We start from the raw sequence: 12,357 nt of genomic DNA on the forward strand, positions 1-12,357 counted from the left end.
CGGCGCCGGTCGCGGCACGGCGCTCGGCGCGGGGGGCCGGGGCGGCGGCGTGCCGCCGGGCGTCGTCGGCGCGGGAACGGTCCTGCACGGCGCGGGCTCCTCCCGGTCAGGGGACGGGTGATCCTTCCCAGCCTGCCGTCCCGTCCCGGTGGACGGCAGGTCCGCGCGGCCCGCCGGACGGGCGGACACCTTGCCCTTCCGGACACGCGGCCCTGCTTCACGCCGGTGTCACGAGCCCAGCTTGCGCGCGATCTCCTTCTTCGCGGTGGCCGGGTCCATGCCCGCGAGCAGGGACCAGTCGAGCCCGAGGTCGGCGACGAGTTTGCGCGCCTCGCCGGAGCGCCAGGCGTCCAAGGCCGCGACGAGTTCCCGCGTCTGGACCGCGTGGTCGTGCTCGGCCGCGTCGACGGCGTCCCATTCGTCGTGGTCGAAGAGCTCGGCGATGCCGAAGGTCTCCTCGGCGGGGTTCAGGGCCAGCTGGTACAGGGCCTCTGCGCGGGTGTCGCGCTTGGTCGGGCCGGACTTGCGCCAGAACGCGGCCGTCTGGAGGACGCGTTCGAACCGCTTCCGCTTGCGGACGTTCCCCTCGTCGTCCTTGACGTACTCCTCGCGGGCCCAGCGCTTGCCGAAGAACTGCCAGCCCTTCCAGGCGGCGACGCCGATGGACGCGGCGGCAGCGGCGGCCGCGAGTCCCCAGCCGACGGGCGTCCCGGCGAGGGCGGCGCCGCCGAGCGCGGCGGCGATCGCGACGACGAGGCCCGCGACGCCGCTGCCGACCGACAGCAGTCCGCCGACCGTCGAGATCGCCTTGCGGGTGACGCCGCGCGTGTTCTTCTTGTCGGCGTACCGGCGCAGTTCGTCCAGGGTGACGACGTCGGTGCGCTTCCCGGCGGCGTCGCGTTCGACCTCGACCGTGTAGCGCTTCAGCGCCTCGGAGAGTTCGTCGAACAGGACGCGGCGGCGGTTCTCGCCGTCCCGGGCCGTCTGGAGTTCCGCTTCGAGCCGGGTCTTGGCCTCCCGCGCCTGCCGGAGTTCCCGCTCGGCCCGCGCCTTGGCCTGCTGGGCCGTCCGCAGGCGGGCGGCGGCGTCGTTGCGTCCGCGCGCCGCCGACTGCGCCGTGTTCTGGTCGCGCGTGCCGAACGTGCCGCGCGTGCGTTTGGCCTGCTTCTTCGCGGTCCTGCGGCTGGAGGCGGCGGCCTCCTCGGCGCGCTCCTGCTCGGCGACGGCGGCCTGCCGCCTGCCGATCTCCCGGTCCTGCTCCCCGATCTCGGCCTGCTTGCCCCGGACGCCTTCGGCCAGCTCCGCGAGCAGCGCGGCGAGCTCGCCGGCCTCGTGCAGCGCGGACGTGTAGGCGCCGCGCGGGTCGCCCTCGTCCGCCATGCGGGCGCGGATCCGCTTGACCCGGTCGAGCGCCTTGAGCGTCTTGCGTCCGTTGCGGAGGGCCCCGGCGATTCCGGTGATGAGGCCGAGGACGCTGCCCGAGAAGTTGAGGCCCTGGTCGGCCGCCGCACCCGCGATCGACATTCCCTGCTGGGCGATGCCCATGGCGTTGCGGGTCGTCTTCGCGCCGCCGACGGTCCCCTCGTACACGGCGGTGCGGATCTTCCGGTCCGCGACGCCGCGCTCGGGGCCGTCCGCGTCGAGCTTCGAACGGTCCTGGACCGCGTCGTAACCCTCCATCACGGCCTTGACGGTCTCGACGCCCGTGGCGAGCAGGCCCAGATCGGACGAGACCTCCCCCGCGACCTTGGCGCCGTCGACGGTGACGCCGTCGCGCCAGTGCCCGCCGCTGAGCGGCCCGCCGACCGCGCCGACGATCGTCCCGGCGTTGTCGGCGGTCTTGTTGACGCCGCGGTCGACGGTCTTGATGGCGTCCTCGTGCTCGACGGTCTCCGTGGCGCGCTGCACCAGGACGCCCGCCGTCGCGCCGTTCCCGGCGGCGCGCTGAAGCCGGTGCACCATCTCGGGGGACGCCCCGGCCCCGGGTCCCGTGCGCAGCATGGCCGCGGCGAGCGTCGCGCCGTCCCGGTCGCGCGGACGGGAGCGGGCGGCACGACGCCCCGGCTCCGCGTCCCGCTCGTGGGGTTGCCGCGTTCCTTGCCCTCGCACCCGGCTCCTCCCGCCGTCCGCCGTCCGGTCCCCGAAACATGTCATGGACGGGCATGACCGCAGGGGCACACCGGCGGGCAACCCGGCGCGTCCGCGCGGACGGTCCGGACGGGCAGCCGGCGCCTCCCGCGCGTCTGCCCGTCCGGACGTTTCGGGCGCGGGACCGCGCGCATAGCGTGCGGGCAGTGAGTATCTGGACATCCCTCGAACCCGGCTCGGTCACCGTCGATCCCGGTGGCACGGGATCGCTGACGTTGCGGCTGCGCAACACCACCGACCTGGTCGAGGAGTACCGGATCGCGGTCGCGGGGGACGCCGGGCGCTGGGCCCAGGTCGACCCGCAGGTGATCCGGCTGTACCCGGGCACCACCGGGACCGTCCAGATCACGTTCGCGCCGCCCCGCTCGCCGGACGCCGCCGCCGGGTCGCACCCGTTCGCCGTCGAGGTCGCGCCCACCGAGCAGCCGCACCTCAAGACGGTCGTCGAGGGCAACCTGACCCTCACGCCGTTCACCGAGCTGCGCGCGGAACTCCTCCCGCCCACCGTCCGCGGACGGTTCGGGGCGCGGCCGAGGTTCGCCGTCGACAACTTCGGCAACACCAAGGTCACCGCGTCGCTCATCGGCAAGGACAACGGGGGGCAGCTCCGGTTCGAGCTGGTCCCGGCGAACGTCCAGATCGAGCCGGGCCGCGCCGCGTGGGTGAAGGGACGCGTCCGCCCGCCGCGCGTCAGCTGGTTCGGGTCCCGCCAGTCGCACCCGTACAGCGTGGACGTGCAGCGTTCGGGCGCCGAGCCGACGTCGGTAACCGGCACCTACGTCCAGCTCGCGCTGCTGCCGCGCTGGCTGCTGGGCTTCTTCTCGGTCCTGGTGGCGGCGGGCATGGCGTTCGCCGTCGCGTGGTTCGCGTTCATCCCGCAGTACGCCTCGCGCGCGCGGGACGGCATCACGCCGCTCAACCCGACCGGCAACCAGATCACCATGCCGACGCCCACGGCCGACATCCCCAAGGACGAGAAGTCGCCGCAGGACAAGAACCCCGGGCCGTCCGACTCGCCTGACGGCCAGAAGAAGTCCGGCGGGGGCGGTGGCGACACCAAGCCCAAGCACAGGTCCGTGACGTGGGTGACGATCGTGAACGGCAAGAACAAGGGCTGCCTGGACAACGCCAGCGACGGGTCCAGCGTGTACGTGATGCAGTGCAACGACGGCGACAACCAGCACTGGGCCTGGATCAGGCTCGGCCAGGACTGGAAGCTGAAGAACAAGAAGAACGGCAAGTGCCTGAGCCAGAGCGGCGAGCAGGGGTACCTGGTGAGCTCGGTCAACACGAGCATGGCCGCCTGCGGCGAGGCGGACCTGTGGGGGCGGGAGAGCGACTGCGTCCGGAACAGGAAGACCGAGTCCTGCCTGGACACCGCCGACGACGGCCACGCCGTCTACCTCTTCAACCGGAACGAGGGCGACAACCAGCGCTGGCGTTCCGTCAAGTGACCTCACGCCCGGCGCCGCGCGTTCGTGCGGCACCGGGCGAGGGACGGGTGGTCAGAACTCCGTGCCGGGCAGGAGGCGCCCCATCTTGCGGTACTCGCGCCGGGCCCCGGCCAGGACGTCCGCCATCGCGACGGGACGTCCGGCGCCGGCGGCCAGGTAGGCCGCGGTCGTCGCGGCGCTGCGGATCGCGCCGCCCGACAGCTCGAACTCGGCGGCGCACCGCGTGAGGTCGATGTCGTCCCCGCACGGCACGGGCGGCGCGAGCGCGTGCTCCCACAGCGCGCGGCGCTGACGCGGCTCGGGGAAGGGGAAGTCGACGACGAGGTCGAGCCTGCGGGTGAACGCGTCGTCGATGTTGGCCCGCAGGTTGGTGGTGAGGATCGCGATCCCGTCGAACGACTCCAGCCGTTGCAGCAGGTAGGCGCTCTCCAGGTTGGCGTACCGGTCGTGGCTGTCCTTCACCTCCGACCGCTTGCCGAAGACCGCGTCGGCCTCGTCGAACAGCAGCACGGCGTCCAGCCGGTCGGCCTCGGTGAAGATCCTCTCGAGGTTCTTCTCGGTCTCGCCGACGAACTTGTCCACGACGGCGGACAGCTCCACCACGTACAGGTCGAGGCCGAGCTCGGCGGCGACGACCTCGCTGGACATGGTCTTGCCGGTGCCGGACTCGCCCGCGAACATCGCCACCACGCCCCGGCCGCGTCCGCCGCCCGAGCGCAGCCGCCACTCGCCGAGGACCCGGTCCCGGTGGCGGGCGCGGGTGACCAGTTCGCCGAGCCGCCCGCGCTGCTCGTCCGGCAGGACGAGGTCGTCCCAGCCGACCGCCGGACGGATCCGGCGCGCGTGCTTCTGGAGGCCCGTCGCGTTCTGGAGCCGCGCGCCGCGGTGCAGGTGGGCGGCGGTGAGCGGGACGTCCTCCAGCGCGGCGTGGTCGAGCGCGGCCCGCACCGCGCGGCGGACCTGCGGCGCGTCGAACCGGTACGTCGCGGTCGCGGCGGCCAGGTCGAAGCCGAGCGCCGTCACGTCCGCGCCGAGCCGGGCCAGCTCCGCGCGCCACGCCCCGGCCTCGGCCCGCGCCGCGACCTCCAGCACGAGCGGCTGCGCCTCCGACCAGGCCGGATCGTACGGCTGCGCGCCGGACAGCAGCACCCACACCGGACGCGGTCCGGCGGCGGCCGCCGTGGCGAAGGCTCGCACGAGGGCGCCGTCCTGCAAGGGGCCGGCGACGATTCCGGCGCCGCGCAGGCGCGCCTCGCGGACCAGCGCCGGGACGAGCGCGGGTTCGAGGCGCTCCGTGTCGGCGCGCAGGACCGGGAGACCCGCGACGTCGAACGCGCGGCAGGCCACCGCCGCGCCCACTCCCGGACGTGACTCCCGCAGGTAGACCAGGGACGTTCCGGACGCCGTGGCGCCGCCGTCCTTCAGGAGGCGGGCCAGGTGCGCCGACCCGTCCTCCCCCGTTTCGGCGGACGGAGCGGACGGCGGTTCCAGGGTGACGGCGCCGAGCAGGCCGGGGTCGAGGGCGTCACCGCCGAGGAGGTGCTCGACGACGCGGTCCGGGACGCGGAGCGAGCGGCCGAGGAACGGGCGGTCGTCCTCGTCCACCACGATCAGGCCGCCCGCGACCAGCGGGGACGCGGCGGCGAACCGGGCCCGCGCCGAGGCCGACCCGGCGGGCAGTCCGCACAGGTCGAGGGCGAGGCCGACGGTCGCGCGGCGGCGGCTCACGTCGTCGTTGAGGTAGCCGTACAGCGGCTCGAACGAGCGGTCGACGTCCGGCGCGGCCGCGATGAGCAGGATCTCCACATCGAGCTCACCGAGCCCGAACACCTCCGCGAGCCGGTACGGGATCGCCTCGCGGACGTTCGAGGCGCCGACGTTCGAGGCGTGGACGTTCAGGGCGTGGACGGCGCGGTCGTGGTCGGGGTCGCGTCCGGGGGCGGGCGGCGGGCCTTCGGCCAGCCGCATCGCGGTGTCCGGCGCGAGGTACAGGCCCCGGAACGGGTCGGCGGCCGTCGGGTCGTCCGAGCCGCGGTCCTCGACGAGCAGCCGCACCCGTTCCCGCAGCAGGCCGAGCCGCGCCTCCAGGTATCCGTTCTCCCCGGGACGGAGTCCGCTCACTTCTGGAGCCTGCGCGTCCGGACCGGCGGGTCGGGCAGCCTGCCCTCGGTGTCGCCGACGGTGACGACGACGCTGTCGGTGACGGCGGGGCCGACCGGGTACTCCGGCGACACCGGCATCGGCGCGGTGACCACCACGTCCAGGGACGGTTTCAGCTCGCCGCCCAGCGCCGACCAGATGTCGGCGATCGACCGGGACTCCGGCGGCGGGACGGCGGCCGTCACCGGGACGGCCATGCCGAGGTCCGCCAGCAGCCCGCCCGGCGGCAGCGCCCCCTCCGGGAGGATCTCGTTCCGCAGCAGGCACGCGAGGACGGCCGACAGCAGCCGGTGCTCGTCCTCGGGACGCTTCGTCCAGGCGGTGACCAGGTACGACAGCCGGAAGTGGCGGGGCGGCTGGCGGCGCGCGACGACCCGTCCGTCGGGGCCGTGCACGGCGAGGGGCCCGCGTTCGCGGCGGGAGAGGTCCTCGCGGATGTCGTACAGGTAGGCGTTGACGGTGGGCGTGTTGCGCTGCGCGGCCCACTCGCGGTTGGGGGCCTCGAACGCGACCGCCACCTCGCCGGACGGCACCGCGCGCTCGGTGATCAGCGCGCGCAGCGCCTCGTCGACCTCGTGGATCATTTAGATGTACCCCTCGCGGATGGCGTAGGCGACCGCGTGCGCCCGGTTGCGCAGGTGCAGGCGGCTCATGATGCCGTGCAGGACGTTCTTGACGGTCCGCTCGGAGTAGGACAGCTTCGCGGCGATCTCGGCGGTGTCCATGCCGTCCGCCACCAGCCCGAGCACGTCCAGCTCGCGCTGTGCCAGTCCGATGGGCCCGCCGCCCGGCGCCTGCGCCGAGCCGCGCTGGATCCGCCCGACCTGCTTCAGCAGGCGTCCGAGCAGGTCCGGGGGGAGGTCCGCGCCGCCGCGCGCCGCCGCGAGGACTGCCCGGGTCAGGGTGTCGGCGCTGGCCTCGTGGCGCCAGAGGATCGCCACCACCCCGGCCTCCACGGCGTCCAGGAGCTGGGCCTCCTTGAGGTGCGCGGCGACGAGCACCGTGCGGGTCCGGGCGACCCGCGAGTAGCGCCGCAGCGCGCCCCGGGTCGACTCGTCGAGGGTGTCGGCCACCACGACGGCGACCTCGGCGTCCGCGTCGTCCACGAGCCGGAGCTCGGTCCTGCCGCGCAGGCCGGAGGTGACCCCGGCGAGCGTGATGGGGTCCGGGGCGTGCACGACCACGGGGATTCCGGGCATGGTCAGAGTCATTTCGCGCGCTCTCCCTCTGGCAGCGGGGATACGGAGGCGGAGCCGGCCGCAGCCGACGGTGCGGGCGGCTGCGCCTGATCCTTAAGAGTCGGCTCGGCCGGGATCTGTTCGGGGACGCGGAGGGTTCCGTCCGGCCGGACGGGCCAGCGGGTGCCCGCACCGGCGACCTTGCCGAGGGCGACGACCACACCGCCGGGCGGCGCCGTCCGGGGCACCTCCATGTCGTCGGCGACGAACACCACGCGTCCGCGCTCCTCGGCCCCGTCGTCCTCGGTCCCGTCGGTGCCGGGACCGGTCCCGACGTCGGCGGCGCCGGCCGCCCGGATCCGGACGCCCCGGCTCCAGGGGCTCGCGCGCAGCCCGTCGGCGAGCGCCCGCGCCGCCTTGCGGACGGCCGACCGCGGCCCGGACAGCGAGATCGGCCCGGGAACGGACCGCAGGTCGACCCAGAGTCCCGGCCCGGCGGGCGCGAGCAGCGGCAGCGGCGCGGGAGCGTCCCGGACGTCGTCGGTCAGCTCGGTGATCTCACCGGCCGCGAGCCGCCAGCAGGTGCCGTCCGCGTCGGCCCTCCAGGGGTCGGGCGCCTCGGTGTCGGGCGCGGTGAGCAGGACGCTGAGGGTGCCGTCCGCCAGGCCGACGGCGCGGATCCGGGGCATCGGCCGTCCCGCCTCCTCGCAGTCCACGGCCATCAGCCGCAGGCCGCGGTCGACGGTCTGCGCGGCGTCCGGCCCGGTCGCCGGACGACGCGTCCGGGCGGCCGCGCCGTCCTTGCGGCGCCGCGCGAACAGCACCCCGGTGACCAGCAGGCCGGCCATGAGCAGCACGCCCGCCGCCGCGCCGACGACGGCGACGACGGTGCCGGTGCCGCTCTTGCCGTGCCCGGCGTCCGAGGGGGCCGCCACGTTGACGCTGTTGCCGGGCGTGCCCCGCGCGACCTGCGGAAGCTCCCCGCTGGAGGTCGGCTGCGGCAGGGGCGTCGCGCCGGGCGCGTCCGGCAGCGTCGGGGACGCCTTCACCTTGCCCTTGCTCTTCCCCGGCGACGTCGAGTCCCCGGCCGGGGTGTGCTTCGTCGTCGCGGGCGGGGCCGCCGGATGGTGCTTGGGGGACGGCTTGTGCGCGGGAGCCCCGCACGCCGCCGTCCGGCTCGGGTGGTACCGGATCCCGGTGACCGTCCCGGCCGGGATGTGGTAGTTCCGCGTCTTCGGCCCGAGGCAGGCGACCAGCCCCTGGAAGGGCGAGTCCCGGTAGAGGCCCATGTAGCCGCTGCCCATGTTGACCGCGGACTGCGTCCGGTCGTTGATCTGGTCCCCGGCCATGTCATGGTCGTAGCCGGGGTTGTTGGTGGCCCACAGGCCGTCCTGCTCGCCGTTGTCGGCGAACACGCAGGACCACCCGGGCGAGCACACCGAGAACGCCTCCGCGGGGACGGCGGGAACCCCCACGGCCACGAGCACCGCGACCGCGGCGATCACCAGCCCGGACACCCCGGGCGGATTCCTCCTGGGCGTCGGACGTCTCTTCCTCTTCTCGGTCACTCGGGCAGTCTCGGGGGCGCCGATCACCATCCGATGAACGCGCGGCCATTGCCCTTTTGGACAGTCCGAACGGGCAACCGGTGTCAAGTCACGATGGCGTCGAGGTGGCGGGAGCTGTCTTCTTTTTCGACTCATGATGTTTGGTTGTGTCGTCCGCTGTTGAAGTGGAGGGTCTTCTGAGGTGAAGGGGAGGTGTCGACCGCATTCACGGTCGATTTCTTCGAGGACGCACTGGACGGGACGCCCGCGCCGTGTTCGACCGCTTCGCCCGGGATCCCGAACACATAGGACTCCCCCGAAGCGCACGGAGTTCGAAGGCACTTCGCTCGCAGCGTCCGAGGCCACACGGCCGCGGGCCGTCAGGCGGAGGCCTCGGAACGCCAGAGGACACTGGCGTCGTCAGCGATGCCGCCGTGGCGGCCGAACGTTTTCCGCGCGATGAAGTACACGGCCGTCGCCTCCCGGAAGTGCCTCGATGTTCGGGCGCTCTCGGCGACATCCGAGTCAGCCTGCCATGACGAATACCAGAGAGAGCTCACGCGGAGTCACAAGACCCACGAGACCCACCTCCTTAGCCAGGCTCATGGTCGCTCAGCACGTTAGCAAGCGCGATTCCGGCGACCAGGCGTCACCCCTTGCCTCAGCGGGACAAGCGACCGGAAGAAGCACACGGAAACCGATTCCTCCGCAGGTCGAGTGCCCTACCACCAAGGATGGGCGGCGTCCTCTCGGCCGCGCGGACCCACGCGGCGAAGGCCGGTCGGCCCGTGCGTCCATTTGCTTTTCCGGGGGCGGGTGACCGACTCTTGAGCCCGAATCGATCTTGGGGGGCGTCGATGATCCGGGTGCTGCTGGCCGAGGACGTGCGCATCCTGCGCGAGGCGCTGGCCGGGCTGCTGTCGCTGGAGGACGGGATCGAGGTCGTCGCCCAGGTCGAACGCGGCGACGCGGTCGTCGAGACGGCGCTGGACGTCCGGCCCGACGTCGCGGTGATCGACATCGAGCTGCCCGGCCAGGACGGGATCGACGCGGCGGCGGAGCTGCGAGATCGGCTGCCGGAGTGCCGCACCCTGATCCTCACCGGCGTCGGACGCCCCGGCACGCTGCGCCGGGCCCTGTCCGCGCAGGTCGCCGGGTTCATGGTCAAGGAGGCGGCGCCCGCCGAGCTGGCCGACGCGATCCGCAGGGTCGCCGCGGGCGGCCGCGTGGTGGACCCCCAGCTCGCGTTCGCCGCCCTCGCCGTCCAGGACTGCCCGCTCACCGAGCGCGAGATCGAGGTGCTCCGGCTGACCGCCGAGGGCGACGAACCGTCCGAGGTCGCGGCGCGGGCGGGCCTGGCGTACGGGACCGTCCGCAACTACCTGGCGTCCGCCGTCACGAAGCTGAACGCGCGCAACCGCGTCGACGCCATCCGCATCGCCACCGACGCCGGCTGGATCTGACCCGTCCCGCCGCACGAAGGGCGGACGTCACACGGCGCGACGGGCGGACGTCAAACGGCGGACAGCGCGGACGCGGGGTGGGCGGGGAACTCGGCGATCAGGGTGAACCGGTCGCCTTCGCGTCGCACTTCCAGCGTGCCGCCCGCCTCCGCGCTCCGCGCCCGCAGGTTCGCGAGCCCGCTGCCACCGCGCCCCGGCCCGGGCGCGCCGCCGCCGCGTCCCGGCGGGACGGCGCCGTCGTTGGACACGCTGAGCCGCAGGCCGTCCGGGCCGACGGAGATCTCGATCGCGCACTCGCGGGCGTCCCGGCCGTGCCGGACGATGTTGGTCGCCGCCTCCCGCAGGACGATCGCCGCCGCCGACGCGTCCACGCAGGGCGGCGCCTCCACGACGTCCACTCCCGGGGGCGCCTCGCCGGGCGGGGGCTCGCCGGTGTCCACGCGGACCTCGATCCCGGCGGCCTCCAGCATCGAGCGCGCCGTCTCGACCTCCGCCCGCAGGGACAGCGAGGCGCGGACGCGGGCGATCGACCGCACCGACACGAGCGCCTCCTCGGCGAGCGCCGCCAGCTCGTCCAGCCGCGCACGCGCCGCGCCGGGGTCCCGGTCCGCCAGCCGCGCGGCGAGCTCGGCCTTGAGGACGATCGCCGAGAGCTGGAAGCCCATCAGGTCGTGGACGTCGCGGGCGATCCGCAGCCGCTCCCGCACCACGGCCATCCGCGCGACCTCCCGGCGCGCCTCGGCGAGTGCGGCGATGGCCACGGGAAGGCGGCACAGCACATAGACCAGGATCGCGAACTGGACGATGGGGACGAGGTTGCTCAGGGCCCACGCCCAACCCGTGCCCCTCAGGATCCCGTTCAGCAAAGGGAACCCGACGAGCAGCGCCGCCGTCCCCCAGGACCACGGCGGACGCACGTGGAACAGCACGACACCCGCGACCAGCCCCATGTAACTGGGGGTCAGCTTCGGGCCGATGACCACGAACGCGGTGCCGAGCAGCAGGATCTGGAGGCACAGCGACGCCCACAGGGCGCGGGGCGGCGCGCCGTTCTCGCGTGGGTAGACGTGCCAGAGCTGGAGCGGGCCGACCAGCGGCAGGAAGGTGCAGGCCACCGCGTACCCGGCCCAGCCGACGCCGGCCGGGTCGGGCGCGCCGTCGTACAGGGCGAGCAGCGTGGTCCCGACGTGGTCGATCTCGAAGAGCAGCAGGACGAACCAGGCCAGCCACGGCGCCATGCCCGACACCCGGGCACCCCTCGGGCGGCGGGCCGGGACGCTCGCCCGCACCGACGACGGGGTCGTCCCGAGCCGTCCGCCGAGTTCTCCGAGCCGCGCCGCCGGGCCCTGGAGGGCGTCGGCGAGGTCGGCGGACGCACCGTCGAAGGACACCGCCAGCCCGGCCGGGGCGGTCAGCTCGATCGAGCAGCGTTCCGGCGGCTCCTGCCGCAGGACGGCGACGACCGTGCGGCGCAGGAGCGCGGCCAGCGCGGCGTCCTCGGCGGCGGCCAGGCCCAGCGGCGGAGCGTCGACGGCGACCACGACACCGGCCGCCTCCAGAACCGCGCGCGCCGCCTCGACCTCGTCGTCCAGCGTCCGCTCCCGCTGGTCGGCGGAGACCGCCCTGACCTCCTCCAGCGCGTCCCGCGCGACCTCCACGATCCGCCCCGCCCCGCCGAACGCCCCGGGGCGGGATGAGCGGGCCAGGGTCAGGATCAGCGCGAGCCGCCGTCCCAGCGCCGCGTCCAGGCCGCGCGCGATCCGCAGACGCTCCCGCGCGACCTCCAGGGGCGCGAGTTCCGCGCGGGTCGCGCGCAGTTCGTCCGCGTAGCGGGTGAGCCGCGCCATCGCGAAGAACGCCGTCCCGACCGTCAGGGTCACCATCGCGCTGTAGGCGGCGAAGGCGGGGCTCCGGTCGTGCCCCCAGGCCATCCGGGCGAGGAACTCGGCGGCGACGACGAGCCCCACCGGCAGCCAGGCCCACCGGTGGCCGACGGTCAGCAGCAGCGAGGTCACGACCAGCGCGGACGCCGACCACCACGGCGCGCCGACGAAGGGGTACGGCCCGAAGGCCAGTGCCGCCTGCACCGCGAGCGCGACCGGGATCCAGCGACGCGGGAGGGCACCGAACGCGATCGCGGCGGGCAGGCCCGCGAGGACGACGAGCCCGGCGGCCGCGAGCAGCCCGGTCCCCGTCGCTGCGGGCCTGAGGAAGTGGCTGCCGACCAGCACGTTCCACGACCGGTAGCCGCACCACAGGCCGAGCGAGAAGAGGAACAGGGCCGCGGGGGACCAGGGCGGCCGCAGAGGATCACGACTCCGGATCACACACCCCCAGGACGAGTTCGCCCGCCGCCCGGGACGATCACCTCGTGCATTCTGCACGCCCGAGTATGCACATCCCATCC

The 12,357-nt window shown here is 74.4% G+C and carries 8 protein-coding genes; 2 read left to right on the forward strand and 6 right to left on the reverse strand.

Features of this window, described 5'->3' with window-relative positions:
* Positions 1-228: 228 nt before the first annotated feature.
* Positions 229-2,109, reverse strand: a complete 1,881-nt coding sequence (locus EBO15_RS31135; protein ID WP_147481739.1) for a hypothetical protein — start codon at positions 2,107-2,109, stop codon at positions 229-231.
* Between the two features lie 185 nt (positions 2,110-2,294).
* Here EBO15_RS31135 and EBO15_RS31140 point away from each other — a divergent pair, with 185 nt between their 5' ends.
* Complete coding sequence (locus EBO15_RS31140; protein WP_122198050.1) at positions 2,295-3,602, forward strand: RICIN domain-containing protein; 1,308 nt, start codon at positions 2,295-2,297, stop codon at positions 3,600-3,602.
* A 51-nt stretch (positions 3,603-3,653) separates the two neighbouring features.
* Here the strand turns inward: EBO15_RS31140 and EBO15_RS31145 are convergent, their stop codons facing one another.
* Genes EBO15_RS31145 through EBO15_RS31160 form a run of 4 tightly spaced genes read right to left on the reverse strand, consistent with a single transcriptional unit; the run spans position 3,654 to position 8,508 of the window.
* Positions 3,654-5,723, reverse strand: coding sequence for an ATP-binding protein (locus EBO15_RS31145; protein ID WP_122198051.1), 2,070 nt, complete (start codon positions 5,721-5,723; stop codon positions 3,654-3,656).
* Positions 5,720-6,346 carry a DUF4255 domain-containing protein gene (locus EBO15_RS31150; RefSeq protein WP_122198052.1) on the reverse strand — a complete coding sequence of 209 codons (627 nt, stop codon included), beginning with the start codon at positions 6,344-6,346 and terminating at the stop codon, positions 5,720-5,722. Before EBO15_RS31150 ends, EBO15_RS31145 begins: the two co-directional genes overlap by 4 nt.
* Complete coding sequence (locus tag EBO15_RS31155; RefSeq protein ID WP_122198053.1) at positions 6,347-6,973, reverse strand: helix-turn-helix transcriptional regulator; 627 nt, start codon at positions 6,971-6,973, stop codon at positions 6,347-6,349.
* Positions 6,970-8,508 (reverse strand): peptidase inhibitor family I36 protein, encoded by a 1,539-nt coding sequence (locus EBO15_RS31160; protein WP_147481740.1) that lies wholly within the window; start codon positions 8,506-8,508, stop codon positions 6,970-6,972. The genes EBO15_RS31155 and EBO15_RS31160 overlap by 4 nt, the downstream gene beginning before the upstream one ends.
* An 836-nt stretch (positions 8,509-9,344) precedes the next feature.
* Here EBO15_RS31160 and EBO15_RS31170 point away from each other — a divergent pair.
* Complete coding sequence (locus tag EBO15_RS31170) at positions 9,345-9,950, forward strand: response regulator transcription factor (protein ID WP_122198056.1); 606 nt, start codon at positions 9,345-9,347, stop codon at positions 9,948-9,950.
* A gap of 50 nt (positions 9,951-10,000) precedes the next feature.
* Here EBO15_RS31170 and EBO15_RS31175 read toward each other — a convergent pair whose 3' ends face one another.
* Entirely contained in the window at positions 10,001-12,277 is a 2,277-nt protein-coding gene (locus EBO15_RS31175) for a sensor histidine kinase (protein WP_158628406.1), read from the reverse strand.
* Positions 12,278-12,357 lie beyond the last annotated feature (80 nt).

The organism is Actinomadura harenae (assembly GCF_003696215.1).
GTDB classification, from domain to species: domain Bacteria; phylum Actinomycetota; class Actinomycetes; order Streptosporangiales; family Streptosporangiaceae; genus Spirillospora; species Spirillospora harenae.